23 protein-coding genes and 1 tRNA gene are annotated in these 26800 nt (G+C 66.7%); 16 read left to right on the top strand and 8 right to left on the bottom strand.

Annotation, left to right across the window (positions count from 1 at the left end; all coding sequences use genetic code 11):
• Positions 1–44: 44 nt before the first annotated feature.
• The 6 genes from E7V67_021840 to E7V67_021815 all read left to right on the top strand — a co-directional run bounded on the left by E7V67_021840 (position 45) and on the right by E7V67_021815 (position 4451).
• On the top strand, positions 45–968 hold the full coding sequence (locus E7V67_021840) for a DMT family transporter (protein ID WUR12318.1): 924 nt from the start codon (positions 45–47) through the stop codon (positions 966–968).
• A 22-nt stretch (positions 969–990) separates the two neighbouring features.
• Positions 991–1377: a methylglyoxal synthase gene (locus tag E7V67_021835; GenBank protein WUR12317.1), complete on the top strand. Its 387-nt coding sequence runs from the start codon at positions 991–993 to the stop codon at positions 1375–1377.
• Between the two features lie 31 nt (positions 1378–1408).
• Positions 1409–2386 carry a quinone oxidoreductase gene (locus E7V67_021830; protein WUR12316.1) on the top strand — a complete coding sequence of 326 codons (978 nt, stop codon included), beginning with the start codon at positions 1409–1411 and terminating at the stop codon, positions 2384–2386.
• A gap of 221 nt (positions 2387–2607) precedes the next feature.
• Positions 2608–2730: a hypothetical protein gene (locus E7V67_021825; GenBank protein WUR12315.1), complete on the top strand. Its 123-nt coding sequence runs from the start codon at positions 2608–2610 to the stop codon at positions 2728–2730.
• A 40-nt stretch (positions 2731–2770) separates the two neighbouring features.
• Positions 2771–3052 carry a PEP-CTERM sorting domain-containing protein gene (locus tag E7V67_021820; GenBank protein WUR12314.1) on the top strand — a complete coding sequence of 94 codons (282 nt, stop codon included), beginning with the start codon at positions 2771–2773 and terminating at the stop codon, positions 3050–3052.
• 286 nt (positions 3053–3338) lie between these two features.
• Positions 3339–4451 (top strand): IS110 family transposase, encoded by a 1113-nt coding sequence (locus tag E7V67_021815; protein ID WUR12313.1) that lies wholly within the window; start codon positions 3339–3341, stop codon positions 4449–4451.
• Between the two features lie 287 nt (positions 4452–4738).
• On the opposite strand, the gene E7V67_021810 is transcribed toward E7V67_021815, so the two are convergent.
• A complete protein-coding gene (locus E7V67_021810) occupies positions 4739–5386 on the bottom strand; it encodes a DUF4136 domain-containing protein (protein WUR12312.1) in 648 nt (215 codons plus the stop codon).
• Between the two features lie 192 nt (positions 5387–5578).
• Here E7V67_021810 and pepN point away from each other — a divergent pair, with 192 nt between their 5' ends.
• The 3 genes from pepN (at position 5579) to E7V67_021795 (ending at position 9528) form a co-directional block, all read left to right on the top strand.
• Positions 5579–8212 (top strand): aminopeptidase N, encoded by a 2634-nt coding sequence (gene pepN, locus E7V67_021805; GenBank protein ID WUR12311.1) that lies wholly within the window; start codon positions 5579–5581, stop codon positions 8210–8212.
• An 81-nt stretch (positions 8213–8293) separates the two neighbouring features.
• A complete protein-coding gene (locus tag E7V67_021800) occupies positions 8294–9295 on the top strand; it encodes a class 1 fructose-bisphosphatase (GenBank protein WUR12310.1) in 1002 nt (333 codons plus the stop codon).
• Between the two features lie 157 nt (positions 9296–9452).
• Positions 9453–9528: transfer RNA gene (locus tag E7V67_021795), tRNA-Thr, on the top strand.
• A gap of 365 nt (positions 9529–9893) precedes the next feature.
• Here E7V67_021795 and E7V67_021790 read toward each other — a convergent pair.
• The 4 genes from E7V67_021790 to E7V67_021775 all read right to left on the bottom strand — a co-directional run bounded on the left by E7V67_021790 (position 9894) and on the right by E7V67_021775 (position 12926).
• Complete coding sequence (locus E7V67_021790; protein WUR12309.1) at positions 9894–10328, bottom strand: DoxX family protein; 435 nt, start codon at positions 10326–10328, stop codon at positions 9894–9896.
• Positions 10329–10487: 159 nt separating this feature from the next.
• Positions 10488–10940, bottom strand: coding sequence for a hypothetical protein (locus E7V67_021785; protein WUR12308.1), 453 nt, complete (start codon positions 10938–10940; stop codon positions 10488–10490).
• A gap of 318 nt (positions 10941–11258) precedes the next feature.
• A complete protein-coding gene (locus E7V67_021780) occupies positions 11259–11945 on the bottom strand; it encodes an NADPH-dependent F420 reductase (GenBank protein WUR16327.1) in 687 nt (228 codons plus the stop codon).
• A gap of 147 nt (positions 11946–12092) precedes the next feature.
• Entirely contained in the window at positions 12093–12926 is an 834-nt protein-coding gene (locus E7V67_021775; protein WUR12307.1) for a pirin family protein, read from the bottom strand.
• A gap of 95 nt (positions 12927–13021) precedes the next feature.
• Between E7V67_021775 and E7V67_021770 the strand changes: the two genes are divergently transcribed.
• Complete coding sequence (locus E7V67_021770; GenBank protein ID WUR12306.1) at positions 13022–13957, top strand: LysR family transcriptional regulator; 936 nt, start codon at positions 13022–13024, stop codon at positions 13955–13957.
• Here E7V67_021770 and E7V67_021765 read toward each other — a convergent pair.
• Positions 13924–14853 (bottom strand): LysR family transcriptional regulator, encoded by a 930-nt coding sequence (locus tag E7V67_021765; protein ID WUR12305.1) that lies wholly within the window; start codon positions 14851–14853, stop codon positions 13924–13926. The two genes, E7V67_021770 and E7V67_021765, sit on opposite strands and share 34 nt — an antisense overlap.
• Positions 14854–15155: 302 nt before the next feature.
• On the opposite strand from E7V67_021765, the gene E7V67_021760 reads away from it, so the two are divergent.
• Complete coding sequence (locus tag E7V67_021760; protein ID WUR12304.1) at positions 15156–16358, top strand: GGDEF domain-containing protein; 1203 nt, start codon at positions 15156–15158, stop codon at positions 16356–16358.
• Positions 16359–16586: 228 nt separating this feature from the next.
• Here E7V67_021760 and E7V67_021755 read toward each other — a convergent pair whose 3' ends face one another.
• Both E7V67_021755 and E7V67_021750 read right to left on the bottom strand, forming a co-directional pair.
• Entirely contained in the window at positions 16587–17717 is a 1131-nt protein-coding gene (locus tag E7V67_021755) for a branched-chain amino acid ABC transporter substrate-binding protein (GenBank protein ID WUR12303.1), read from the bottom strand.
• A 76-nt stretch (positions 17718–17793) separates the two neighbouring features.
• A complete protein-coding gene (locus tag E7V67_021750) occupies positions 17794–19263 on the bottom strand; it encodes a hypothetical protein (GenBank protein WUR12302.1) in 1470 nt (489 codons plus the stop codon).
• 171 nt (positions 19264–19434) lie between these two features.
• On the opposite strand from E7V67_021750, the gene E7V67_021745 reads away from it, so the two are divergent.
• The 5 genes from E7V67_021745 to E7V67_021725 all read left to right on the top strand — a co-directional run bounded on the left by E7V67_021745 (position 19435) and on the right by E7V67_021725 (position 26781).
• Complete coding sequence (locus E7V67_021745) at positions 19435–19911, top strand: hypothetical protein (protein WUR12301.1); 477 nt, start codon at positions 19435–19437, stop codon at positions 19909–19911.
• A 123-nt stretch (positions 19912–20034) separates the two neighbouring features.
• Complete coding sequence (locus E7V67_021740; GenBank protein WUR12300.1) at positions 20035–22449, top strand: catalase; 2415 nt, start codon at positions 20035–20037, stop codon at positions 22447–22449.
• A gap of 119 nt (positions 22450–22568) precedes the next feature.
• Complete coding sequence (locus E7V67_021735) at positions 22569–24245, top strand: MFS transporter (GenBank protein ID WUR12299.1); 1677 nt, start codon at positions 22569–22571, stop codon at positions 24243–24245.
• On the top strand, positions 24242–25390 hold the full coding sequence (locus E7V67_021730; protein ID WUR12298.1) for an HlyD family secretion protein: 1149 nt from the start codon (positions 24242–24244) through the stop codon (positions 25388–25390). The genes E7V67_021735 and E7V67_021730 overlap by 4 nt, the downstream gene beginning before the upstream one ends.
• Positions 25387–26781 (top strand): efflux transporter outer membrane subunit, encoded by a 1395-nt coding sequence (locus E7V67_021725; GenBank protein WUR12297.1) that lies wholly within the window; start codon positions 25387–25389, stop codon positions 26779–26781. The genes E7V67_021730 and E7V67_021725 overlap by 4 nt, the downstream gene beginning before the upstream one ends.
• Positions 26782–26800: the final 19 nt, after the last annotated feature.

The raw sequence follows: 26800 nt of genomic DNA, 5'->3' as shown, positions 1-26800 counted from the left end.
GGCGGCCGCCGGCGCCGTTGCATATTTGGCCGTACAATGGCCGGATGACCAAAAGCATAACGGACTCTCCCGCGGCGGCCGCGTCAGCCGGCATGGCAGGCGGCCTGACGCTGGCCATCGTCGGCGCCGTGCTGTTTTCCACAAAGGCCGTCGTGGCCAAGCTGCTGTACCGCTATCACATCGACGCGGTCACCCTGATCGCGTTCCGCATGCTGTTTTCGCTGCCGGTGTTCGCGGCGGTCGCGATCTGGCAGATGCGCATCGGACCGCCGCTGTCCTGGGCCGACCGCTGGCGCCTGATCGGCATGGGCCTGATCGGCTACTACCTCTCCAGCTTCCTCGACTTCCTCGGCCTGCAATACATCACGGTCGGCCTGGAACGGCTGATCCTGTTCCTGACGCCCACCTTCGTGCTGCTGATCTCCGCCACGGTGCTGAAGCAGCACATCGGCCGGCTGCAATGGCTGGCGCTGGCGCTGGCCTATGCCGGCATCGTGCTGGTGTTCCTGCACGACCTGCAGGGCGGCGGCAACGTCGTCCTGGGTTCGCTGCTGGTGCTGGGCTCCGCCGCCGCGTACGCGATCTACCTGCTGGCCTCCGGCGAGATGGTGCGCCGCATCGGCGCGCTGCGCCTGGTGGCATACGCGATGTGCGTGTCGAGCGCCGCCTGCCTGCTGCAGTTCTTCCTGCTGCGGCCGGCGTCCATGCTGGTGCAGCCGGCGCCGGTGTACTGGCTGTCGCTGGTCAATGGCCTGCTGTGTACCGTGGCGCCCGTGTTCATGACGATGATCGCGGTGCAGCGCGTCGGCGCCGGCATCGCGTCGCAGGCCGGCATGGTCGGCCCCGTCTCCACCTTGTTCCTGGGCGCCGTGATCCTGGCCGAGCCGGTAACGGCCTGGCAGCTGGGCGGCACGGCGCTGGTACTGGCCGGGATCTGGCTGCTGTCGAAAGTAAAGAAGTCCGCCTGACCCCTTGACGAAAGAGACCACGATGATTCCGCGCATTGCCCTGATCGCCCACGACAAGAAAAAAGACGACATGATCGCGCTGGCCGGCGAATACGCCGATTTCCTGCGCCGCTGCACGCTGACGGCCACCGGTACCACGGGCGGGCGGCTCGTCGCCGAACTGGGCCTGCCGGTCGATCGCAAGCACAGCGGCCCGTTCGGCGGCGACCTGCAGATCGGCGCGCTGCTGGTGGAGGGCCAGATCGATGCCGTCATCTTCCTGCGCGACCCGATGACGCCGCAGCCGCACGAACCGGACATCAACGCGCTGGTGCGCGCCTGCGACGTGCACAACGTGGCTTGCGCCACCAACGTGGCGACGGCGCACCTGGTGCTGTCGCAGCTGGAAGCGGCGATGGCGGCCGCGTGATCCACCCCCATCCTTGAAAACGGAGGCAAGCATGAGCAAGGCGATCCGCATGGCCCGCACGGGCGGCCCGGAAGTGCTGGAGTACGTGGACGTCGCCGTCGGTCCGCCCGGTCCCGGCGAAGTCACCGTGCGCCACGAGGCCATCGGCATCAACTTCATCGACATCTACTTCCGCACCGGCCTGTACCCGCAGCCGCTGCCGAACGGCCTGGGCCAGGAAGGCGCCGGCACCGTGGAGGCGGTGGGCGAGGGCGTCACGCACGTCAAGGTGGGCGATCGCGTGGCCTACGCGGCGCGGCCGAACGGCGCCTACGCGCAGGTGCGCAACATGCCGGCCACGCACCTGGTCGTGCTGCCCGAGCAGATCGGCTTCGAGACGGCCGCCGCCGCGATGCTGCAGGGGATGACGGTGCAGTACCTGCTGCATCGCACCGCGCACCTGAAGCCGGGCGACACGGTGCTGTGGCATGCGGCGGCCGGCGGCGTCGGCCTGATCGCCTGCCAGTGGGCCAAGGTGCTGGGCGTGAACCTGATCGGCACCGTCAGCTCGGCGGAAAAGGCGGCGCTGGCGATCGAGCACGGCGCCACCCACGTCATCGACTACACCAAGGAGAACTTCACCGAGCGCGTGCGCGAGCTGACCGACGGCGAAGGGGTCGCGGTGGTGTACGACTCGATCGGCAAGGACACGTTTGCCGGCTCGCTCGACTGCCTCAAGCCCCTCGGCCTGATGGTCAGCTTCGGCAACGCCTCCGGCCCGGTGCCGGCGTTCGCGCCGGCCGAGCTGCAGTCGCGCGGCTCGCTGTTCTTCACCCGGCCCACCTTGGTGCACTACACCGCCACGCGCGAGGACCTGGAGGCGACGGCGCGTTCGCTGTTCGGCGTGCTCTCCAGCGGCGAGGTGAAGGTCGCCATCAACCAGCGCTACCACCTGCAGGATGCGGCCAAGGCGCATGTCGATCTCGAAGCGCGCCGCACCACCGGCTCCTCGATCCTGTTGCCCCACTGAGGCTCGCATGGCCGAACCCGTCGAAGATAACGGCGTGCCGAAATTCGGCCGCCTGCTGATCGTGCTGCTGCTGGCGGTGGCGCTGGTCGGCTTGATCGCCTATGCCAGCGAACGGTGGTTCGCATGAGGCGCCTGCTGGCACTGGCACTGGCCGTCGCCAGTGCCGCCGCGTACGCGCAACTGCCCGCGCCCCCCGCGGACTGGCGCGAGTGATCGTGCCGATGAAGCTGTACGTCGGCCGGCCGCGCGGCAATGGCCGGTTCTACCAGCCGGATATTGCGTTGCGGACGGTGGGATGGGGGTCTGCGGAATTGCTGAAGCTGATCGAATCTCAGGCAAAGTAAAACCGAGGCCGCCATAGTTGCGAGATCTGCACGGCTTTGCTTGCTGATTGCAACCATGTTGCATTTTTTAAAAGATTCTGTATTTCTCCCAGTTACTTTCTTGGACAATGACCATGGAGAAATTATGAAGATGCAACGGAAGCTGCTCTTGCTCGCTGCGCTGGCGTTATCCTCGCCAGCCGCCATGGCGGAACTGATGGCTTCGCTGGACATCACGACCCGCCATGTCAGTGCGGTACCTGAGCCGGCAGCTGGCGCATTGTTGATTGCTGGACTGGGTGTGCTGGGAATGGCGGCGCGACGTCGTCGTGCACGAACCTGATACCGGTTCCAGGACGCGCGGGTGCCTGTCACTAATGCCGCCAAGTTAAGGAAAATTATCAGCTAGCCGCAGACGTCTTTGCACCCAAAAGCGGAGAGCTGGGGTCAGACCCGGCGGGTCTGACCCCGGTTTTGGGCTTGGGGTTGAGCGATACGCCTGCGGCCCAATGAGTCTTACATCCTTAACTTAGACATCATGTATTGGACCTGCCGACCTCAAACAACGCGGGTTAAGCTTTAGGTTCCGAAGAACCATGGGCGCAGAGCCGAAATTGAGGAGGCAGGTCATGGAACAGTTTATCAAGAATGTCGGACTCGATACCCACAAGGCGACGATCGCCGTTTCGGTTGCCGATTCAGAAGGCGAGCTGCGTTACATGGGTGAAATCCCGAACACATCCGAGGCGATTGCTAAGCTGGTAAAGCAGCTCGGCAAGGATGGCGCGAAACTGGTGTTCTGTTACGAAGCTGGCCCTTGTGGCTCTGTGATTTTCCGCCAGCTTAGGGGACTGGGTCTGGAGTGCTTGGTGGTGGCACCGTCGCTGATTCCGAAGAAAGCTGGTGACCGCGTCAAGACCGATCGCCGTGACAGCATGATGTTGGCTCGCCTGCTTCGTGCCGGTGAACTCACTCCAGTGTGGGTACCCGATGATGCGCAGGAGGGATTACGCGACTTGACACGGGCACGCGAGGATATGAAGGCGCTGCAGTTGAAGGCTAAGCAGCGGTTATCCGCTTTCCTGTTGCGTCATGGGAAAAGCTACGATGGCAAGAGCAACTGGACGCAGGCGCATTTCCGCTGGCTGGAGCAAATGAAGTTTGCGAGTCGGACGCAGCAAATCGTCTTCCAGGAATACGTCGATACGGTCAAGGCGCTGACTAAGCGCGTTGACGGACTAGATCAGCAACTGGAAGCAGAAGCCACGGCATCGGCACTCTGGCCAATGATCGAAGCGTTGATGGCGCTACGGGGTGTCAATCTGCTCACCGCCGCCACCGTGATGGCGGAAATCGGCGACCTGCATCGCTTTGCCACCGCACCGCAATTTATGGCCTATTTGGGACTGGTGCCGAGCGAGCACTCAAGTGGGGCAAGCAAATCGCGAGGCAGCATCACCAAGACCGGGAACGGGCACGTACGTAAGGTGCTCATCGAGTCGGCATGGACCTACCGGTACCCAGCCCGTAAGACAGCTCACTTGCAGCGCCGTGCCGAGAAGACGTCAGACGAGGTCCAGGAGATCGCCTGGAACGCCCAAAAGCGGCTCTGTGCGCGCTATCGCGCGATGGGCGAGAGGGGCAAACTCAAAGTACAGGCATGCACGGCGGTGGCGCGCGAGCTGGCAGGCTTCATCTGGGCCATCGGCCAAGTGACGCCGCGCGTCATGCCAACGACGTAACGGAGCCGATCGTGAACGTACAGCGTGGTGGTAGCAGAATGGGCAACGGTGGGAGAACCCTCGGTGCCGCTATGAGGCAGCCAGCAATGGACTGATCCTCCAACTTAGAGCGAGGCAGCTCCCCGACGAATCGGTTGTCATGCGGTACCCAACCCGCGCATATCAGACTGATCAACCGTCGGAATGCCGCCCGTTCTGCTACCAGCACGCTGTGCTAAAACGATTTTTTACGAAAAGCGTTGACAGGTCCAATACATATCAGCGGCATTAGTGCCTGTCACCGGTGGTCATTGCAACTCGAGCTCGACCCGCTTGGCCTTGCCGCTCTCGCCCGGGAACTCCTTGAACGCGCTCTGCACCAAGAGCGGCATCACCTGCGGCGTGGATTGCCGGCGGCTGGTGTTCTGCACCGTCACGTCATACAGCTTGCTGCCGGCCATGTCGGCGATCTGCACGTTCAGCTTGCGCTCGTAGTTGTGCACGATGACTTCGCGGTACTCGGTCGGGCCGAACATCCACGGGTCGTAATAGGGCCGGAAGCCGAAGTAGCGGTAGCGGTAGCGCGACGGGTAGTAGCCGCGGTACGGCCAGCCGTACGGGCCCCAGTAGGGCGACATCGACCAGTAGGGATCGATCACCTGCAACTGGCGCGTGGGCCGGTCGGTGGTGGAAAACGACATGTCGACGCGCAGCTTCGCGCTACCCGGCGAGCCCGCGCGGCTGAAGCCCAGCCGGTCCAGTTGCGCGGCGACCAGCTCCTGGTAGCTGCGGTATTCCAGCGTGTCCTCGGCCGGTGCCGGCGTGCCGAAGACATACGATTTCTCCTGCAGCTGCGCGGGCCACTGGTGGAACACGGTGACATCGCTGCGGATCGTCGACGCGCACCCGGTCAGCAGCAGGGCGCCCGCTGCGGCAAGGATGGCCAAGCATTTCATGATCTTCCCCCAAATACGCTGTTGTGATGCTTTGTATAAACGGTTTTTTACAGAATTCAGTGTAATTCCATTGCCTTGCCAGCGCTCGATTATTACAGAATGTTACGGGCGCCGGGAAAGCTGAAAAGAATCGGACGTCGCCCCTTGCCGGTGTTGGTAAAATATCCTTTTGTCCTTCCCTCCGGCGACCCCATGAGAACCGACAGCCCGCAGACGATCTATCGTAAAGACTACACCCCGCCCAGCTACCTGGTGGAAACCGTGGAGTTGGGCTTCGATCTCGATCCCGCCCGCACCATCGTGGCCAACCGCGTCACCCTGCGCCACAATCCGGACAGCAACAGTCGCGACCTCGTCCTGCATGGAGAGGATATCGAACTGGTGGCGCTGCGCCTGAATGGCACCGAACTGAACCCGGGTCAATACATACTGGGGGCGAACACGCTGACCATCAAGGCCGCGCCGCTCAATGCCGTGCTGGAAATCGAGACGACGTGCGTGCCGCAGGACAACACGACCCTGTCCGGCCTGTATGTCTCGAACGGCAGCTTCTACACCCAGTGCGAGGCCGAAGGCTTCCGTCGCATCACCTACTTCCCGGACCGCCCCGACGTGATGGCGAAGTACACGGTGATGCTGCGTGCGGACAAGGAAAAATATCCCGTGCTGCTGTCGAACGGCAACCTGATCGAGGAGGGCGACCTGCCCGACGGGCGTCATTACGCCAAGTGGGAAGACCCGTTCAGGAAGCCCTCCTACCTGTTCGCGCTGGTCGCGGCGCGCCTGGTCTGCCAGGAAGAGACGTACACGCTGCAGTCCGGCCGGGAAGTGCTGCTGCAGGTGTGGGTCGAGGATGGCAACCTGGACAAGACCGACTATGCGATGCAGTCGCTGAAGAACTCGATCCGCTGGGACGAGGAGCGCTGGGGCCTGGAGCTGGACCTGGACCGCTTCATGATCGTCGCCGTGGGCGACTTCAACATGGGGGCGATGGAAAACAAGGGCCTGAACATCTTCAACACCAAGTTCGTGCTGGCCAATCCGGCCACGGCAACCGACGTCGACTATGCCGGCATCGAGGCCGTCGTCGGCCACGAGTACTTCCACAACTGGACCGGCAACCGCGTCACCTGCCGCGACTGGTTCCAGCTGTCGCTGAAGGAAGGCCTGACGGTATTCCGCGACCAGGAATTCTCGGCCGACATGATCGGCACCGCCAGCGGCCGCGCCGTGACCCGCATCGACCAGGTACGCACCCTGCGCCAGGCCCAGTTCCCCGAGGATGCCGGCCCGATGGCGCACCCGGTGCGGCCCGACTCGTTCGTCGAGATCAACAATTTCTACACGGTGACCGTGTACGAGAAGGGCGCCGAAGTGGTGCGCATGTACCAGACCCTGCTGGGCCGCGACGCCTTCCGCAAGGGCATGGACCTGTACTTCGCGCGGCACGACGAGCAGGCCGTCACGTGCGACGACTTCCGCGCCGCCATGGCGTCGGCCAGCGGCCGCAACCTGGACCAGTTCGAGCGCTGGTATAGCCAGGCCGGCACGCCGGTGGTCACGGCCAGCACCAGCTACGATGCGCAAAGCCAGGTGTACGAACTGACTCTGGCGCAGCGCTGCCCGCCCACGCCGGGCCAGCCGAGCAAGCTGCCGTTCCATATCCCCGTCGCCGTCGGCCTGCTGGGCGCGGACGGCTTCGACCTGGCGCTGAACGAGAACGGCGATACCACCGTCGTGCTGGAGCTGACGCAAGCGCAGCAGACCTTCCGCTTCGAGGCCATCCGGGAAGCGCCCACGCCGTCGCTGCTGCGCGACTTCTCGGCACCGGTGATCCTGGAATATCCGTACACGGACGACGAACTGGTGCACCTGTTCCGCCACGACAGCGACCCGGTTAACCGCTGGGAAGCAGGGCAGCGCCTGGCGATGACGCGCCTGTTGAAGCTGACCGCGGCCGTCCAGCAGGGCGCCGAGCTGGAGCTGGACTACGGCTTCATCGCGGCGCAGCGCGCGCTGCTGCTGGACGACGGCCTGGACGCCGCCTTCCGCGAGCAGGCGCTGATCCTGCCGTCCGAATCGGTGGTGGCCGACCAGATGGACGTGGTCGATCCGCGCGCCATCCACACGGCACGCCAGTTCATGCGCAAGACCATCGCCACCGTGCTGCGCGCCGAGCTGCTGAACGCCTACGCGGCCAACGAGACGCCGGGGCCATACAGTCCGGATGCCGTCTCGGCCGGCAAGCGCGGCCTGAAGAACCTGGCGCTGGCCTACCTGTGCGCCGCGCCCGACGCGCACGTCATCGACCTGGCCCGCCGCCAGTTCGAGAATGCGACCAACATGACCGACCGCGCGGCGGCGCTGGTCGCGCTGATCCACAGCGGCGCGGACGCCGAACAGGCGCTGCGCAGCTTCTACGAGCAGTTCGAGCACGAGGCGCTGGTGGTGGACAAATGGTTCGCCATCCAGGCCCACGCGCCGGCTACCGACGTGGCGCGCGTGCGCGAACTGATGCAGCATCCCGCCTTCACGCTGAAGACGCCGAACCGGGCCCGCAGCCTGCTGTTCAGCTTCTGCAACGGCAACCCTGCGCAGTTCCATGCGCCGGACGGCAGCGGCTACGAGTTCTGGGCCGAGCACGTCATCAAGCTCAATGCCCTGAATCCGCAGGTGGCGGCGCGCTTCGCCCGCACGATGGACCGCTGGCGCCGGTACGACCCGGCGCTGCAGGCGCACATGCGCACGGCGCTGGAGAAGGTGGCGGGCGCGCAGAAGCTGTCCAACGACGTGCTGGAAGTGGTCAGCAAGGCGCTCTCCAACTGACATCGACACGAACATAGACGCGCGCGCCACCGCCGGTGGCGCCGCGCGCACGGTTTTTTATTTTCCAACCCAAGGGACTTCATGAAACGAATCAGTCTTACTCAACACCTCGTTGAGGAACAACGCCAGCACAACACGATCCCGGCCGAACTGCGCCTGCTGATCGAGGTGGTGGCCCGCGCGTGCAAGACGATCAGCCACTCCGTCGGCAAGGGCGCGCTGGGCGACGTGCTGGGCGCGCTGGAATCGGAAAACGTGCAGGGCGAAGTGCAGAAGAAGCTGGACGTGATCTCGAACGAGATCCTGCTGGAAGCGAACGAATGGGGCGGCCACCTCGCCGCGATGGCATCGGAAGAGATGGAGTCGATCCATCCGATCCCGAACCGCTATCCGAAGGGCGAATACATGCTGCTGTTCGATCCGCTGGACGGCTCGTCGAACATCGACGTCAACGTCTCGATCGGCACGATCTTCTCCGTGCTGAAGGCGCCGGAAGGCATGACGACGCCGACCGAGCAGGACTTCATGCAGGCCGGCAGCAAGCAGGTCGCCGCCGGCTATGCCGTGTACGGCCCGCAGACGATGCTGGTGCTCACCACCGGCAATGGCGTCAACTGCTTCACCCTGGACCGCGAAATGGGCTCGTGGGTGCTCACGCAGCGCAATATGCAGATCCCGGCGAAAACCAAGGAATTCGCCATCAACATGTCGAACCAGCGTCACTGGCACCCGCCGGTGCAGCGCTACATCAACGAACTGCTGGCCGGCAGCACGGGCCCGCGCGGCACCGACTTCAACATGCGCTGGATCGCCTCGATGGTGGCGGACGTGCACCGCATCCTGAACCGCGGCGGCATCTTCATGTATCCGGCCGACATCCGCGACCCGAGCAAGCCGGGCAAGCTGCGCCTGATGTACGAAGCGAATCCGATGGCGTTCATCGTCGAACAGGCCGGCGGCATGGCGACGGACGGCAAGCACCGCATCCTCGACATCCAGCCGGAGAAGCTGCACCAGCGCGTGCCGGTCTTCTTGGGCTCGCGTGACGAGGTGGCGGTAGTCACCGGCTACCACCACGCCTGAGCACGAGGATTCATGCGGCTTGGCGCTGGGCCTGTGGGAAATTTGAAAAAATTTCGCATCAGACCCTAGTCAACGGCAAGATCAGTTGCTAAAATGTGGCCTCTTTCGATGCAGCACTGATCGAAACGAAACAAGGTTAAACAGGTTTCCAGGTTTAGCCGCTGTAGCTCAGTCGGTAGAGCAGCGCATTCGTAATGCGAAGGTCACCAGTTCGATTCCGGTCAGCGGCACCAAAAAAGCGAGAAGGGCCACCCAAGCGGGTGGCCCTTTTTGCATTGTGACTGCGGTACGTTGTCGGCATGCGTGTACCGCCGGTTTCGATCTGGCTATCTTCCTGGCGGCAGCGACGCCGTTCGTACTATACGAGGCTGAGTTCGTCAGTTCAGAGCAAGTTGCGTGATACTCTCGCGAGCGGGAACGAAGATCTTGTCGATTTTTCGAACGCAATGAACTTGGGAGTACAAATTGGTTTGCGTGATTCCCAGTTGCGCTTTTAAAAGTTCAACGCATCCATCTAACAACGGTCCTCGGTGCCGTCTTGCTTCAAGTTAGTGAAAAGCCGCGCGGAGAACCGCGCGGCTTTCGCTGGAGAGGTCATTCAAGCAAGCTGGCGGGCGGCCGGACGGGCCAGCAGCTGATCGACGCTGAAGGCGCCGGCGCCGAAGGCCACGACTTGCAGCAGGCCGCCGGCCATCGCAAAGTTCTTCAGCAGATGGATCAGCTGGTTCTGGTCGCCGATGGCGTGGTGGAACGCCAGGCCCGTCACGATCGAGAACGCTGCCAGCACGGCGGCGACGGCGCGCGCCTTGACGCCCAGGACGAGCAGCAGGCCGCCGCCCAGTTCGACCGCGATGGCGATCGCAAGACCCAGCGTGGCGAACGGCAAGCCCACCGACTGGATGTAGCCGATCGTCGCTTCTGGCGCGGCGATCTTGCCGATCGCGCTGATGACGAAGATGGTCGCGAGCAGCGCGCGGCCGATGGCGGGAACGAAGGAGTTGGTGCCGGCGTTGTTGGAGAAGAAGGTAGTCATGATGGTTCTTTTCAGCGTGGTTGGGTTTTGCCGCACACCTTGGTTTGTCTGCAGCGTTGAAGCCATCTTAGGTCGTCACGAGCCATCTGGATAGCCTATATAAATAGATGCGATGTATCTATCTTTAGTATGGATCTAGAAGGCAGCGGTATTCGCTTGTCATCGCCTTATACCCAATCGGAGGCGTCGGATGCCCGGCTTCGGTCGCAGCGCTGAAGGACTATGTTCCCGGCGAGCTGCTGCGCGAGCGCAAGGCGCGTGGGTTGGACGATATCCATGGCGAGATTCACCCACATGCCCCGTGCAGGAGCCCGTGGTGGTGCCGGCCGTGGCGGAGCCGATGCTGGTGTGGATCGTGTCGGACGAGGCGGTCGTCGAGGAGCGCCCGCTGGGCGGGGACTGGCTGGCAGTGTGGTGGACGCTCTTGAACTTCGGGACCAGGGCGTGCCAGACCTTGCCGTAATCGCCGGCGGTGGCGCGCACGCGCAGGTCGAGGTCGAGGTCGAAATCGTCGGAAAGGCTCAGGTCCGTCGCGCTGAAGTCATACCAGCGCGCCAGGTCGATGCGGAAGTTGAAGTCCAGGTCGCCCGCGTCGCGCTCCCAGCCCGTCATGATCCAGTCGCGGTGCGGTTCGGCCGGACTGGCCGGGCCGGATGCGGCGCAGTTGACTGGCGGCTTGGCGGGCGGGCGCGCCCCAGGCCTGGGGCGCGAGCGAGAGCGCGGCAATGGCAATGGCGATGTGTTTCATGATGCTCCTCATCGTTGTCGATGGCGGCATCATCGCGCGGCGCGGCCAGGCCGTCTGCCACGCCCTTGCGCCGGCTGTCGGGACCTTGCTGTCCCGTGCCGGCGCTGTCCGTCAGATCACCGCCAGCAAGCCTTACCCCAGGCGGCGCCGTGTAATCGACGAAGTCGTTTGCAAACAGTTCGTTAGCCCAGTCTGACGAGGTTCACGGCCGGCAGCACGCCGCCGGGGAACTGCTGCAGGGCGCCGCCCACTGCCAGGCTGCCCAGGTCGATGCCGGCAAAGCCGAGGCGCTCGATCAGGCCCGCCACGACGGCTTTCGCTGCGCCGTCGTCGCCGGACTGGAACACCACACGGCGCCCGCCGCCCTGCCGCGGATCGCTCGCCAGCACGCTCGCCAGCAGCGTGTTGAACGCTTTCACCACGCGCGCGCCGGGCACCAGGCCGGCGAAGACCTGGCTGGAATTGCGGCCACCCAGTTCGGCCAGCCGGTAGCCCGGCAGCAGTACCGGGTTATTGGCGTCGATGACGATGCGGCCATTCCAGTCGATGCCGGCCAGCGCTTCCTCCAGCCGCGACCAGTTGACGCTGACGAATACCAGATCGGCTTCGGCGGCCTGGCGCGGCGTGCCGGCGCTGGCATGCGGGCCGAGGCCGTCGACCACGGCGGCCAGCGAGTCCGGGCCGCGGCTGTTGCTGAGGATGACGTCGATGCCGGCGTTGACCAGCTGCCTGGCGAAAGCCTGGCCGATGGCGCCCGCGCCGATGATGCCGACGGTCTTGATGGTGGCGGTGGTGCTGGTGGTGGCTGTTGTGGTGGTCATGATGTTCTCCTGGTTGACGTTGGAGCGCGTTTCCTGCGCTGATGGGATCAGTGTAGAGCGATCGGTAGGCGTGATAAACGCGCCATTTGGTACTCCACTGTTCCCTACGCGAGGATAATCGTCCGGACCGTGCCGCGGCTGTCGCGGTCTTGCGCTGGCAGGGCACGGTTATTGGCCGCGCGGCTTTTTTGCGCGTTACAGCAAGCCGCCGGCGCGCAACCGCGCGCCGATACGCGCGATTTCCCGTTCGCCACGTTCCAGCGCGGCCTGGCTGGTGTGCACCGAGTAGTATCCGGTGACCAGGTCGTGCGGATGGCGCGGCGCCGAGCCGAGCACGAACTCGGTCTTGCCGCGCGCCGTGAAGACGAGTTCTCCGCTGCCTTGCTCGAACACGGCCACTTCCCGTTCGAGTGTGGTGCCGGCCGTGTCGACGGCGCCGCGGCCCACCGCCACCCAGGCGACGTCGTGGCCCGCCGGCGGCTGGTAGCGCCAGATCTCGCCATCCCGCAGCGTCACGTGCAGGTAGTTGATCGGAGCGCGTGGGGCAATCGGGCTGGCGGCTGTCCCGTGCCGGCCGATCACCACCCGGGCCGGACCTTCCGACGGCACCTGTTCCGGCGCCAGGTAGATGCTTTGCGCAGGGCCGTTCTCGTCTTCCGGCGGCAGCGCGAGCCACAGCTGGAAGCCGGTCACGGCGCCGCCGGCGGCAGGTCCACCCTCGTGCCAGACACCGCCGCCGGCGCGCATCCACTCGATGCCGCCGGCCGGCAGCATGCCGTGGCTCCCGGTGCTTTCGCGGTACTCCAGCGCGCCGTCGAGGATGACGGTCACGGTGGCGATGCCCGAGTGCGGATGCATGCCCATCTTGTGGCGGCTCGATGCCAGCTCGAACAGGTCGACGAAGACGAACGGCTTGATGTGTTGGCCCAGGTCGCCAGGGCTGACGAGGCGGGTGACCCCGCCGCCAGTCCGGCCGCTGGTGCGGTAGCTGATGGGACGCGTGGCGGCAGAATCGGGACGAGCATTCATGGGGTTTCTCCAAGTGGTATGCAGTCATCCTGGGCCTCGCCGGTCGATCCAGGTAGCCGATATAATTCGATACGTTGAATCCAAGGAGTAGATGGATGCTGGACGCGCTGTCGTTGGACCAGTTACGCACCTTTATCGCCGCCGCGGAGGAGGGCAGCTTCTCGGCCGCCGGGCGGCGCCTGCGCCGCGCGCAATCGGTCGTCAGCCATACGCTGGCCAACCTCGAACTACAAGTGGGCTTTTCCCTGTTCGAGCGCACCGGCCGCTATCCCGTGCTGACGGAGCAGGGCCGGGCGCTGCTGGACGAAGCCCGCGCGACAGTGGGCAGCATGGACGCATTCAAGGCGCGTGCCCGCACCCTGGCCGAAGGGCTGGAGCCGGAACTGGCCGTGGCGGTGGACGTGATGTTCCCGATCGCCACGCTGACGGCGGCGGTGCAGGCGTTCCAGCGCGAGTTCCCGTCCACGCCATTGCGGCTGTACGTCGAAGCGCTGGGGGCCGTCGTGCAGCCGCTGCTGGCGGGCCAGTGCCGGATCGCGATCATCGGTTCGCTGCCGGACGTGCCGGCCGGTTGCGTGTCGCAATACCTGCTCGACGTCGGCGCCGTGACCGTGGTGGCGCCGGGCCACCCGCTGGCGCAGGTCCAGGGCGTGGTGCTGCGCAAGGTCGCCGAGCAGCATGTGCAGCTGGTGCTGACGGACCGCTCGTCGCTGACGCAGGGCCGCAACTTCGGGGTGGTATCGGACAAGACCTGGCGGCTGGCCGACCTGGGCGCCAAGCATTCGTTCCTGCGCGCGGGTCTCGGCTGGGGCCACATGCCGCTGCACATGGTCGAAGGCGACCTGCGTGACGGTGCGCTGGTACGCATCGAACTGGAGACCAGCCCCACGCGCGGACCGGGCTTCTCGATGCACGCGATCCACCGCAAGGACCAGCCGCCCGGACCGGCGGGCCGCTGGTTCGTCGCCCGGCTGCAGCCATCCCGGCTCCAGGAAAGTCAGGCGCGCGGCGGACCGGGCGGCAGCGTGTAGGGGCTGGCGCGGAACAACTCGATCATCCAGTCGACGAAGACGCGTACCCGCGCGCTCAAGTGCCGGTTGGCCGGGTAGATGATGTGCAGCGGTACATCCGGACCGCGCCAGCCGGCCAGCAGCGGTACCAGCGCGCCGCTGTCGATGTGGCGTCCCGAAATGAACGCCGGCGCGTGCATGATGCCCAACCCGGCCAGCGCGGCCGACAACAGCGCCCCGCTCTCGTTGACGGAGACGAAGTGCCGGCCTTTCACCTGCACGGTTTCGTCGCCGCGCGCCAGCGCGAGCGGCTGGAAGCGGTTCGATCCGGCGAAGACATAGCGGATCAGCGTGTGGCCATCCTCGAGCTCGGACGGGTGAGCGGGCACCCCATGCGCCGCCAGGTAGGCCGGGCTGGCGCAGACGGCCTGCGGCAGTCTGCCCAGCGGGCGCGCGATCAGCGAAGGGTCTGTCACCGTGCCGGCACGGATCACGCAATCGACCCGCTCGCCCACCAGGTCCACCGGGCGGTCGCTGGCACCGATATCGATCTGCACGTCCGGATAGCGCGCGTGGAACGCCGCCAGCGACGGCATCAGCAGCAGCGAGGCGACGGTGGTGCCCATGTCCACCCGCAGGCGGCCGCGCGGATGGCTGCGGGCGCGCGCCAGCTCGTCTTCCACCTCGTCCCATTCCTCCACCAGCCGCGCCATCCGCTCGTAATAGGCGGTGCCGTCGCTGGTGGGCGATACGCGTCGCGTGGTGCGGTTCAACAGCTTGATGCGCAGGTGCGCCTCGAGTTGCTGCACCAGCTTGGTGACGGTATTGCGCGGCAGTTGCAGCGTATCGGCGGCGCGGGCGAAACTGCCCGTTTCCACCACGCGCAGGAAGGTGCGGACAGCGGTGAGGTTATCCATGCGAGTCGATGTCGTGAAGTGACGGCGATTATCGGCGCGAACCGTTGGCCTGGCAACGCTGCCATGCACCCCGCGCTCAGGCGTTCAAACCTTCGCCTGGACGTCATGCGCATGTCGCGATGACGATACCGCAAGCGCACCGCCTCGGGAAGTGGTCAGGACCAATGGCCGAGCTTGTCGCATCGCAGCAAAATATTTGTACCGAGCGTGATTTTTAGTGAACTTAAAGCAACAAACTAGTATTACAATATCAGCCGTTTGCCCGCGCTGTCGCGGGCATGTTGGAACACAAGGAGGCGCGTTTGCCACCACTCGTCAACGATGCGGCATTCAATATTTCGCGCTTGCGCGCCGAATTCCGGGACCGGACCATCGAGTCCCACTTCAACCGCCACCAGCTGCCGCGTACCCAGTCGCAGGTGCGCCTGGCGCTGCTGTTCTGCGCCACCTTCTACGTCGCCTTCGCGCTGACGGACGTGCTGGCGCTGGGTCCCGGCAACGACGCCCTGATCCTGCTGCTGGGCCGCATCTCGGTCGCGGTCAGTGCGCTGCTGAGCTGCGCGATGACGTACTGGTATCCCCATTCGGTGCGCCGCATCTGGCTGGGCGCCAGCGTCACGGAAATCATCGGCATGAGCACCTTCATGCTGGTGGTGCTGTACCGCCCCGACGAGACGCCCTGGCACGCGATGGCGATCTCCATCATGGCCCTGGTGGTTTACCTGTACATTCCGAACCGGATCGCCTATGCGCTGCCGATCGGGATCGTCGCGACGACGGTCTTCGTCGGCCTGGTGATCTACCTGGATCGCCTGACGGATACCGAACTGGTGACGATGATCATGCTGCTCGTGCTGGCGAACGGCTTCGGCTGCATGGCGGCGCACCGCTACGCGCTGATCCGGCGCGAGGAGTTCCGGGTGCAGTCGTTCCTGAAGAACCTGTCCGAGCGCGACCCGCTGACGGGCTGCCACAACCGCCGCTACCTGCAGCAGGAACTGCTGAACATGGAATTGTCGCGGGCGCGCCGCTTCCGGCAGCCGCTGGCCGTGGTCATCTGCGACATCGACCACTTCAAGGCCATCAACGACACCTACGGCCACGCGGCGGGCGACGCGGTGCTGATCACGTTCGCCAACCTGCTTCGCTCCATGACGCGCGAGAACATCGACAGCGTGATCCGCTACGGCGGCGAGGAATTCCTGATCGTACTGCCGGAAACGGACCTGGGCGGCGCCGTGCAGCTGGCCGAACGCATGCGCGGCGCGCTGATCGGCTCCGGCACCGAGGTAACGCCAGGACGCGTCGTTGGCGTGACCGCCAGCTTCGGCGTCACCGCCGTCAATTTCGCCCTGGTCGAGCAGCGCTTCGCCCAGGAGCTGCTGGTCGACACGGCCGACCGTCTGCTGTATTCCGCCAAGAGCAGTGGCCGCAACAACGTCAAGGCGCTGGAATTCTTCGGCCGCGAGAGCGGCGCGTTCGAGACGCACAAGGTGGCTGCGTAGCGCAGCAAACGCCAGGGACAGGTGCCGATGCCGATGCCGCCAGGTTAAGGAAGTTTCTCAGCCTGCCGCAACGTCTTTGCACCCGGAAGCGCAGAGCCGGGGTCAGACCCGGCGGGTCTGACCCAGTTTCCGGTCGGGGTGGAAGAATGCGCCTGCGGCCAGACATGTCTCACGTCTTTAACTCAGCGGCATCAGGGACAGGTGCCTGTCCCCGCTGCCTGACGCCTGTCAGTAGCTGGTGATGGCCGAAGGCTGGCCGCCCTTGAAGGTGAAGATCGTCACCGGCGAGGACTTCATGTCGCCCTTGGCGTCGAACGCATAGCTGCCGGCCACGCCCTGGTAACTGCCGGCGGCGATCGCGGCGCCCACCTTGACCGGGTCGACGGTATTGGCCTGCTGCATGGCCTGGGCGTACAGGTTGACGGCGTCGTAGTACGAAGCGGCGTAGACGTCCGGCTCGGCGTTGAAGCGCTTCTTGAACTTGGCCTTGAAGGCCGGGCCGCTGGCGGCCTTGTCGAGCAGGGCGCCGCCCTGCGAGCACAGCACGTTGGGACCCACGGCGTCGCCGCCCAGCTTGCCCATCTCGGCCGTGCAGATCGTGTCACCGCCCAGCAGCTTGGCGTTCAGCCCCAGCTGACGGATCTGGCGCGCCATCGGGCCGCCCTGCGGCGCGTAGCCACCGAAGAAGATGGCTTCGACCTTCTTCGACTTCAGGCGCGTCAGGATCGGCGTGAAGTCGACCGATTTATCCGTCGTGTATTCGTGGCCCGCCACCGTCATGCCGGAGGCGCGCGCCTGCTTCTTGAATTCCTCGGCCAGGCCCTGGCCGAACGCGGTACGGTCGTCGATCACCGCCACGTTCTTCACCTTCAGCTCCTTGGCGGCATACAGCGCCATCTTCGAGCCCAGCTGGGTATCGCTGGCGTTCACGCGGAACAGGTTCTTGTAGCCCTGCTGGGTCAATTTCGGATTGGATGCCACGCTGGCCACGACCATGCCGGCATTGCTGTAGACGCGCGCGGCCGGAATGGCCACGCCCGAGTTGTAGGGACCGACCACGTACTTGACGCCGCCGTCCGCCAGCTTCTGCGCCACCGACACGCCGGCTTTCGGATCGCCCTGGTCGTCCTCGGAGACCAGCTCGAACTTGATCTTCTTGCCGCCGACCGTGACGCCCTTGGCGTTCAGCTCCTCGATCGCGAGGCGCGCACCATTCTCGTTGTCCTTGCCGGAAAACGCCTGGGCGCCCGACAGCGGGCCGCTGTGGCCGATCTTGACGACCGTGTCCTGCGCTGCCGCACCCATTGCGGCGACCATGCCTGCCAGCGCCACGGCGCCTGCCACTTTCTTGTGCTTCATTGGATCTCCGTCGTTATTGTTGATCAGCGGGATTATCCACGATCTTTACAAGACGGCAAGCCCAAATTGCTGCGTGTCATCCCGTGCCGCGCGGACCGGTGCGGCCACCCTGCATCGGCGTGGCCGCAGCCACCCGCGTGACGGGTCGCACCGGCGGCACCAGCTCGGTGCGCGGTGGCGGGGCGGGGGCCGGGCCCGCCGCGCCGCCGGCCACGCCACCGGCCAGGCGCTGCGCGGCGATGGCCGCCGCCACGGCGGGATCGGCCGCGTTCGGGGCGGGCGCTGGCCTGGCGGTGCCAGCGTCGGCGCGAGCGCGCGGCACGTCATCGGGGGCGATCCCTGCTGGCAGCGCCCCGGCGTCCATCGGGACCGGCGCATCGGCTGGCGCATCGGCTGGTGCATCGGCTGGTTCATCCGGCACATGGGCGGCTGCGCGCCGCACGGCGTCCAGCCGCTCCTGCAACAGACGCTCGGCGTCCGCCTCGCTTGCCGTGGTCGCGGCGCGTTGCCGTGCCAGCCGGTCGGCCAGCGCCTGTGCTGCCAGGTCTTCCTCCCGGCTGCTGTCCAGCTGGCGCAGCGCCGCCCCCCGGGCTTCCATCAGGCGCTGGTCCTGCGTGGCGATATCCTCCTGTCGCGCCATCTCGGCATTGGCCACCTCGCGTGCCACTTCGAGCCGGTAGGCGGCCTGCCGGGCCTCCCGCGTCAGCGCGGCCTGGCTGGCCGACTCGAGATCGGCGCTGGTTTGCAAGTCGGCGAGCCGGCGGGCGCCGGCTCGCGCGTCGTCGTCGGGCTCCAGCGGCATCGGCTGCTCCTCCGGGCGAGGCGGGCCGGCCAGGCGCGCGGCCTGCCGTTGTGCCAGCGCGGCGGCCTCCGCGGCGCGGGCAGCCGCCTGCGCGGCTTCCTCGGCACGCCGGGCAGCGGCATCCGCCGCGCTGTCCTGTCTCTGCTGCGCCAGCTGGTCCGCCGCCAACTCCGCGACTGTCCCGGAATCCTCTGGCAGCCGCGTTTCCGGCACTGTCCCGGCATTGTCCGACCGCGCATCCGGCCGCTCGGGCGGGGCATCGGGCCGGGCGGCCGGCAGGGCCTCCGCGAAGCTGGCCGCCGCCTGCGCCAGCAATGCCAGGGTGCGCTGGCGGCCGGCCCCGAACGCGGCCAGCAGGCGGGAGCTGTCGACGCCCAGCCGTTCCTGGTCCAGGGCGATGCCGGCCTGCGCCAGCAGGTCTCGCTGCCTGGCATAAGCCTGCGCGAGGCGCTCGCGCAGGGCGGCCTGGTCCGGCAGCGGCAAGGTGCGCGCCAGGTTGAACGCCTCCACCAGCTCGCCGGCGGCGACGCCCAACTGGGCGACGTCGCCACCCGTATCCGCGACCGCCGCACCGGCCAGGTCGCCCAGCCGCTTCTGCGCCTGCGCGAAGGTGCCCAGCAGTTGGCCCAGCGGTGAAACGTCGACCGCGACGCCGGGCGGTGGTGGCGCCGTCACCGCCCTGGCGGTGGGGACGTGGACGGGGGCGACGCGGTCGCGTTCGCCGATGGGCGGGATGGGCAGCATGACGACCTCCTGAAAACACGCACAGCATGCCACAGCCGCGCCAGGGCCTCCGTGCCATGGCCCACATTGACCCGACGCTGGCTTCTTTGTTAGTTCCCGCACGGTGACACATTGTCAAGCGGCCTATCGTTGTATCCGCAAGCTCGCAAACACCAACAAAGGAAACCGATCATGGACAACCAGGATAAAAACACTACCGCAACCGGCTCTGTGACGCCGATCGGCAACAGCACCCGCAACGACGCCCACAACACGATCGACAAGCTGGCCGACAAGGCCCAGCCGGCCGCCGACAAGGCCGCATCCTCCGTGCACAGCACCGTCGACAAGCTGGCGGACAAGGCCCAGCCGGCCGTCGAGAAAGCCGCAACGACCGTGCACAGCACCGTCGACAAGCTGGCCGACAAAGTGCCGGCGACCGCCGACCGCCTGGTGGGCAAGGCGCATGACACCGTCGACAAGGTGTCCGACAACGTCAACAACCTGTCCGACACGCTGGGCCAGAAGGCGGCCGACCTGAACGTCGCCTACCAGCGCCTGGCCGAGACGGGCCGCAGCTACGTGCGCAACAGCCCGGGCGTTTCCGTGCTGGTGGCGATGGCTGCCGGCTACGCCGTCTCCAAGCTGCTGGGCTCGCGCCGCCACTGATCCGCGCGCGCAGCACGTGCCCGCATTGACGGGCGCACCGCCCGGCCACCGTTCGTCCGGAACGTGGCCGGGCATCGGCATGTCCGCGCGTCGCGCGTGGTTCTTCATCCAAAGGGAAAATTCATGGCCAACAACAAGAACAAGTCCGGCGTCGATGGTGCCGGTTCCATTCTCAGCACCGTGTCCGGCCCGTCCAATGCGGCGCCACCGGGCTCGCTGGGCAACAACAATCCGCAGGGCGACGTGCTGCTCGAGAAGCAGGCCGGCGGCATGGCGCTGTCGGACAAGATCGACTACAACGTCAACAAGCCGGGCGAGTACGGTGACGCGGCGCGTGATCCGCAGCCCGGCCAGACCGCCCAGCCGGACAGCGACATCGTCACCGCCAGCACGGCCGCCGAGAACATCGCGTCGCCCAAGACGGGTTCCGGCCAGCCACCGATCGGCGTGAACAACACCAATGGCCCGCTGGACCGCGTGCGCGCCGACTCGTCGGACCGCGAGCTGACCACCAACCAGGGCGTGCCGGTGGCGGACAACCAGAATTCGCTGAAGGCGGGGCTGCGCGGCCCGACCCTGATGGAAGACTTCATCCTGCGCGAGAAGATCACGCACTTCGACCATGAACGCATTCCCGAGCGGGTCGTGCACGCGCGCGGCTCGGCGGCGCACGGCTATTTCGAGAGCTACCAGGACCTGTCGGCCCTGACCCGCGCCAGCCTGTTCTCGGCACCGGGCAAGAAGACACCCGTGTTCGTGCGCTTCTCGACGGTGGCCGGCGAGCGCGGCTCGACCGACACGGCGCGCGACGTGCGCGGCTTCGCCGTCAAGTTTTATACCGACGAGGGCAATTGGGACCTGGTCGGCAACAACATCCCCGTGTTCTTCATCCAGGACGCGATGAAGTTCCCGGACCTGATCCATGCCGTCAAGCCGGAGCCGCACAACGGCATCCCGCAGGCGGCCAGCGCGCACGACACGTTCTGGGACTTCGCCTCGCTGATGCCGGAATCGATGCACATGCTGATGTGGGCCATGTCGGACCGCGCGATCCCGCGCAGCTACCGCACGATGCAGGGCTTCGGCGTACACACGTTCCGCCTGGTGAACGCGGCCGGCGACTCCGTCTTCGTCAAGTTCCACTGGACGCCGCTGCAGGGTACCCATTCGCTGGTGTGGGACGAGGCGGTCAAGATCAGCGGCGCCGATCCGGACTTCCACCGGCGTGACCTGTGGGAAGCCATCGAGGCGGGCGAGTTCCCGGAATACGAGCTGGCCATCCAGGTGTTCACGGAGCAGCAGGCCGAAAGCTTCCCGTTCGACGTGCTGGACGCCACCAAGATCGTGCCGGAAGAACTGGTGCCGCTGCAGCCGATCGGCAAGATGGTCCTGAACCGCAATCCGGACAACTTCTTTGCCGAAACCGAGCAGGTGGCGTTCTGCACGGCGCACATCGTGCCCGGCATCGACTTCACCAACGATCCGCTGCTGCAGGGCCGCATCCACTCCTACCTGGACACGCAGATCAGCCGCCTGGGCGGGCCGAACTTCCACGAAATCCCGATCAACGCGCCGGTCGCGCAGGTCCACAACAACCAGCGCGACGGCATGCACCGCCAGACCATCAACCGCGGCCGCGTGGCCTACGAGCCGAACTCGCTGGGCGGCGGCTGCCCGTTCCAGGCCGGCCGCATGAAGGGCTTCACCAGCTTCCCGCAGCCGATCACGGAAGATAAAGTGCGCGGCAAGCCGGAGCTGTTCGCCGACCACTATTCGCAGGCGCGCCTGTTCTGGCAAAGCCAGACGCCGGTGGAGAAGACCCACATCATCGGCGGCTTCCGTTTCGAGCTGACGCGGGTGCAGGTGCCGGCGATCCGCGAGCGCATGCTGTCGATGCTGGTCAACGTGGATGAAACGCTGGCCGCCGCCGTGGCCGAGGGTCTGGGCATGGATGTGCCGCCGCCGCAGCCACTGGCCACCACGCGGCCACTGCCGGAGTATCCGCCGTCGCCCGCGCTGTCGCTGCTGGCGCGTCCGGGCCAGACCGGCATCCACACGCGCCGCGTGGCGATCCTGGTCGCCAACGGCAGCGACGTCGAAGGCGCCCGTGCCATCTACGCCTCGCTGCTGGCCGACGGCGCGGTGCCGCGCATCGTCGGCAGCCGGCTGGGCAAGGTGGCCGGCTGCCACGGCGGCACGCTGGACGTGGAGATCACGCTGGAAGCCGGTCCGTCGGTCATCTACGACGCGATGATCGTGCCGGCCGGCGAGCAGGCCGCGCAGGCGCTGTCGATGGATGCCAACGCGCTGGAATTCGTGCGCCTGCAATACCGCCACTGCAAGCCGATCATGGTGGTGGACGCGGGCGCCCAGCTGCTGGCCAAGGCCGACATCCCGGCCAACCTGCCGGACGGCTCGCCCGACCCGGGCATCATCGGCGCCGAACCGGCGGACGTGAGCGCGGCGCTGGCCGCGTTCAAGACCGTCTTGGCCGGCCACCGCGTGTGGCAGCGCGAGACCGACCCGCCGATGGTCTGACGATCGTCTGTCATCGGCAATAGACGCGGCTCTGCCATGAGTCGCGCAACCGGGCCGCCGGCGACGGCGGCCCGGTGCTATGCTCGTTCACGTGAGAACAAGAACAGATCAGGCACCGCATGGATGTCTACGCTCCCCAGACCTGGAAGCCGCACGAGCGGCCGATGCTGCCAGGTTCGCCCTCGACGCCGCTGCACTCGACGCGGCGCCGCTTCGCCTACCTGCTGGTCGGCTTCATCGTCGCGCTGACGGGTGGCCTGGGCAATGCGCTCGTCACCGTCAACCTCACGTACGCGCAGGGTTCGCTGGGCGTGTACGCGTCGGAGATCCAGTGGCTGCCGGCCGCCTACGTGATGGCCAATGTGTCGATGAACCTGCTGCTGGTGAAGTTCCGCCAGCAGTACGGCCTGCGCCTGTTCACCGAGCTGTTCCTGGTGCTGTATGCGCTTACCACCCTGGCGCACCTGTTCGTGCACGGCCTGGCCTCGGCGATCGCCGTGCGCGCCGCCAGCGGCATCTGCGCCGGCGCATTGACCACGCTGGGCCTGTACTACACGCTGCAAGGCTTCCCCGCCGCACACCGGTTGAAGGGCGTGGTGCTGGGCATCGGCTTTGCCCAGCTGGCGCTGCCCATCGCGCGGCTGTTTTCCAGCGAGCTGCTGGAGATCGCCGAGTGGCGCGGCCTGTATTCGTTCGAACTGGGCATGACGCTCCTGTCGCTGGGCTGCGTGCTGCTGCTGAAACTCCCGCCGGGCGACCGCATTCGCGCTTTCGAAAAACTGGACTTTCTTACGTTCGCCCTGTTCGCACCGGGCGTGGCGCTGCTGTGCGCCGCGCTGGCGCTGGGCCGCACCGTGTGGTGGTTCGAGGCGCCGTGGATCGGCTGGTGCCTGGTCGGCTCCATCGTCCTCGTCACGGCGGCCGTCACGATCGAGCACAACCGCAAGAACCCGCTGCTGAACATCCGCTGGCTGACGACGGCCAATATGCTGCGGCTGGCGCTGTCGGTGCTGCTGATCCGCATCGTCCAGTCCGAGGCCACCGGCACGGTGGGCTTCCTGAACGCGCTGGGCCTGCAGAACGACCAGATGCGCGACTTGTGGCTGGTCACCCTGGTGGCCAGCATCGCCGGCATGGCGGTGAGCGCGCTGACGATCACCCCGGCCCGCATCCAGGCCTCGCTGATGCTCTCGCTGGCGCTGATGGCCGTGGGAGCGTGGCTCGATTCGCACGCCACCAACCTGACCCGGCCCGCGCAGATGTACGTCAGCCAGTTCCTGCTGGCGTTTGCCGGCACGTTCTTCATCGGGCCCGTGTTCGTGTCCGGCTTCGGCGCCATCATCGCCCAGCCGAAAAACCTGATCAGCTTTTCCGTCATGTTCTCGATGACGCAGAACCTGGGCGGTCTGCTGGGCTCCGCCATCGTGGGCACCGTGCAGGTGCTGCGCGAAAAATACCATTCGAGCCAGCTGGTCGAGCACCTGACCCTGCTGGACCCGCAGGTAGCCGCGCGCATCCAGGGCAGCGGTGCCGCGCTGGGCGCCACGCTGATGGACCCGGCGCTGCGCAATGCCCAGGGCGTGGCAGCGCTGGGCGCGGCCGCCACGCGCGAGGCCAATATCCTGGCTTATAACGATGTCTTCCTGCTGATTTCCCTCGTGGCCGTCGCCACGCTGCTGTGGATGGTGGCGCACTGGCTGTGGCAGCACCTGACGGCGCACGTGCCGCCGGTGCCGGCGCAGAACGCCGCCACCGGCATGGCCAAGGTCTCACTCAACAACTCCGGATCGCAATGAGCGCAAACGATACGACTCCTGCTTCTGCTCCCGCCGCCGCGGCTCCGCCCGCGGCGCCGGCCCAGCCCGACCGCCGCCAGCAATGGCTGGCCGGCATCGGCTTCGCACTGGTCGCGCTGATCGGTGTATTGATCGTGCTGTACGCCTGGCGCCTGCCGCCCTTCACCAGTCCCATCGTGTCGACCGAAAACGCGCTGGTGCGCGGCCAGGTCACGGTGATCGGCACGCAGCTGTCCGGCTACGTGACGGACGTGCACGTGCAGGACTTCCAGTTCGTGCGCAAGGGCGACCTGCTGGTCGAGATCGACCGCCGCGTCTATGAGCAGCGCCTGCAGCAGGCGCAGGCACAAGTGGCGGCGCAAAAGGCCGCGCTGGCGAACTGGGAACAGTCGCGCCGCAGCGCGGCGGCCACCATCGCGCTGCAGGAAGCGGCGCTGACCAATGCCCGCGCCCAGGCCACGCGCGCCGAAGCCGACCTGCGCCGCGTCGAGGAGCTGGTGCGCGACGGCTCGCTGTCGCAGCGCGAACGCGATGCCCAGCGCGCCGCGCGCGCGCAGGCGCAGGCCGCGGTGGCGCAGGCGCAGGCGAACGTCGAGATCTCGCGCCAGCAATCGCAATCGGTCACCGTCAACCGCGCCGCGTTGGAGGCGGCAGTGGCCAATGCGGAAGCGGCGCTGAAGGCGGCGCAGGTGGACCTGGACAACACGCGCATCGTCGCGCCGTCCGATGGCCAACTGGGCCAGGTAACGGTGCGGCGCGGCGCCTTCGTCAACTCCGGCGCCCAGTTGATGGGCCTCGTGCCACAGCAGATGTGGGTCATCGCCAACCTGAAGGAAACCCAGATGAACGGCGTGCACGTGGGCCAGAGCGCCACCTTCAAGGTCGACGCCCTTGATGGCGCTACCTTGACGGGGCAGGTCGAACGCATCTCGCCGGCCACCGGCTCGGAATTCTCGGTGCTGCCGGCCGATAACGCGACGGGCAACTACGTCAAGATCGCCCAGCGCATTCCGGTGCGCATCCGCATCGATCCGGGCCAGAAGATGGCACAGCGGCTGCGGCCCGGCATGTCCGTCATCGTCAGCATCGATACGTCATCGCAGCTGGACGATGCGCCGGCGACGCCGGCCGGAGTGCGGCGATGAGGCGGCCGGCCAGGGCGGCCCTGCTGGCCGCGCTGTTGGCCGCGCTGTTGGCCGGCTGCGCGGCCAAGGTCGCGCCACCGCCGGCGTCCACGCTGCAGGTGCCCGCCGGCTGGCGCGCGCCGCCGCTGGCGGACGTGGCCAGCCGTCCGGTGGACCGGGCCTGGTGGCAAGGCTTCAACGATCGCGCGCTGACGGCGCTGGTGACGCAAGCGCTGGCCAACAATGGCGACCTGCGCGTGGCCCGGCTGCGGCTGGAGGATTACCGGGCCCGCGTGCGCGCGACGGCGGCGGCGCAAGCCCCCACGCTGTCGTTCGACACCAGCGCCGGGCGCGCCCGCACCTTGCTGTACAACGGCCAGCCGCACGTGGGCAATGCCTACCAGGCCGAGTTCCAGGCGGCCTACGAGATCGACGTGTGGGGCCGGTTGGCGAATGCCACGGAAGCGGCGGCGGCGACCCTGCGCGCGGAGCAGGCCAATGCCGATGCGGCGGCGCTGTCGGTGGCGGCCAACGTCGCCAGCGGCTACCTGGCCCTGCGCGGCCTGGACGCGCAGCTGGAGCTGGCGCAGGCGACATTGAGACTGCGCGAGCAGTCGCGCGACCTGGCGCGGCGCCAGTTCGAGGTGGGCTACAGCTCGCGCCTGGAGTGGCTGCAGGCGCAGGCCGAGTACGATGCGGCGGCCGAGCAGGTGCCGCAACTGCAGCGCCAGATCTTCGAACAGGAAAATGCGCTGGCGCTGTTGGCCGGTGGCGTGCCGGGACCGATCGCGCGCGGCACGCCGCTGGCGGACCTGGCGCCGCCGCCAGTGCCGGCGGGATTGCCGTCGGACCTGCTGCGCCGCCGTCCGGACATCGCCCGTGCCGAGCAGACCATCGCCGCATCGGTCGCGCAGCTGGCCGCCACGCGCGACCAATTGCTGCCGTCGTTCCGGTTGACGGCCACCGGCGGCATCCAGTCGACCGAATTCAGCGACCTGCTGCACGCACCGACGCGGCTGTGGCGCCTGGGCGGCGCGCTGGTGGCGCCGTTGTTCGACGGTGGCCGCGTGCAGGCGCAAACCGATTCCGCCGCCGCCTTGCGCGACCAGGCCATCGCCGCGTACGAAAACACGGTGCGGCAGGCCTTCGCGGAAACGGAGAATGGGTTGAATGCGTTCGCGCGCCTGCGCGAACAGGTCGTGCAGAACGACGCGCGCCGCGCCACGGCGGCCGAAACGCTGCGCATCGCCCGCAACCGCTATCGCAACGGCTATGCGCCCTACCTGGAAGAGCTGGACGCCCAACGCAACCTGTACGCCGCCGATGTCGCGCGCCTGCAGCTGCGCACGCGCTTGCTGACGGCGTCGGTGGACCTGTACCGCGCGATGGGGGGAGGGTGGCAAGCCCAATAAGTACCGGGGTCAGGTTCCT

This window comes from [Empedobacter] haloabium, from assembly GCA_008011715.2.
Classification (GTDB): Bacteria; Pseudomonadota; Gammaproteobacteria; order Burkholderiales; family Burkholderiaceae_D; genus Rugamonas; species Rugamonas haloabia.
This window is presented reverse-complemented; position numbering and strand designations above follow the sequence as displayed.

What these genes read in the sequence shown, in the direction of transcription:
- E7V67_021840 (WUR12318.1), top strand. Translation starts at nt 45, where the DNA reads ATGACCAAAAGCATAACGGACTCTCCCGCGGCGGCCGCGTCAGCCGGC.
- E7V67_021835 (WUR12317.1), top strand. Translation starts at nt 991, where the DNA reads ATGATTCCGCGCATTGCCCTGATCGCCCACGACAAGAAAAAAGACGAC.
- E7V67_021830 (WUR12316.1), top strand. Translation starts at nt 1,409, where the DNA reads ATGAGCAAGGCGATCCGCATGGCCCGCACGGGCGGCCCGGAAGTGCTG.
- E7V67_021825 (WUR12315.1), top strand. Translation starts at nt 2,608, where the DNA reads ATGAAGCTGTACGTCGGCCGGCCGCGCGGCAATGGCCGGTTCTACCAG.
- E7V67_021815 (WUR12313.1), top strand. Translation starts at nt 3,339, where the DNA reads ATGGAACAGTTTATCAAGAATGTCGGACTCGATACCCACAAGGCGACG.
- E7V67_021810 (WUR12312.1), bottom strand. Translation starts at nt 5,386, where the DNA reads ATGAAATGCTTGGCCATCCTTGCCGCAGCGGGCGCCCTGCTGCTGACC.
- pepN (WUR12311.1), top strand. Translation starts at nt 5,579, where the DNA reads ATGAGAACCGACAGCCCGCAGACGATCTATCGTAAAGACTACACCCCG.
- E7V67_021800 (WUR12310.1), top strand. Translation starts at nt 8,294, where the DNA reads ATGAAACGAATCAGTCTTACTCAACACCTCGTTGAGGAACAACGCCAG.
- E7V67_021790 (WUR12309.1), bottom strand. Translation starts at nt 10,328, where the DNA reads ATGACTACCTTCTTCTCCAACAACGCCGGCACCAACTCCTTCGTTCCC.
- E7V67_021785 (WUR12308.1), bottom strand. Translation starts at nt 10,940, where the DNA reads ATGACGGGCTGGGAGCGCGACGCGGGCGACCTGGACTTCAACTTCCGC.
- E7V67_021775 (WUR12307.1), bottom strand. Translation starts at nt 12,926, where the DNA reads ATGAATGCTCGTCCCGATTCTGCCGCCACGCGTCCCATCAGCTACCGC.
- E7V67_021770 (WUR12306.1), top strand. Translation starts at nt 13,022, where the DNA reads ATGCTGGACGCGCTGTCGTTGGACCAGTTACGCACCTTTATCGCCGCC.
- E7V67_021765 (WUR12305.1), bottom strand. Translation starts at nt 14,853, where the DNA reads ATGGATAACCTCACCGCTGTCCGCACCTTCCTGCGCGTGGTGGAAACG.
- E7V67_021755 (WUR12303.1), bottom strand. Translation starts at nt 17,717, where the DNA reads ATGAAGCACAAGAAAGTGGCAGGCGCCGTGGCGCTGGCAGGCATGGTC.
- E7V67_021750 (WUR12302.1), bottom strand. Translation starts at nt 19,263, where the DNA reads ATGCTGCCCATCCCGCCCATCGGCGAACGCGACCGCGTCGCCCCCGTC.
- E7V67_021745 (WUR12301.1), top strand. Translation starts at nt 19,435, where the DNA reads ATGGACAACCAGGATAAAAACACTACCGCAACCGGCTCTGTGACGCCG.
- E7V67_021740 (WUR12300.1), top strand. Translation starts at nt 20,035, where the DNA reads ATGGCCAACAACAAGAACAAGTCCGGCGTCGATGGTGCCGGTTCCATT.
- E7V67_021735 (WUR12299.1), top strand. Translation starts at nt 22,569, where the DNA reads ATGGATGTCTACGCTCCCCAGACCTGGAAGCCGCACGAGCGGCCGATG.
- E7V67_021730 (WUR12298.1), top strand. Translation starts at nt 24,242, where the DNA reads ATGAGCGCAAACGATACGACTCCTGCTTCTGCTCCCGCCGCCGCGGCT.
- E7V67_021725 (WUR12297.1), top strand. Translation starts at nt 25,387, where the DNA reads ATGAGGCGGCCGGCCAGGGCGGCCCTGCTGGCCGCGCTGTTGGCCGCG.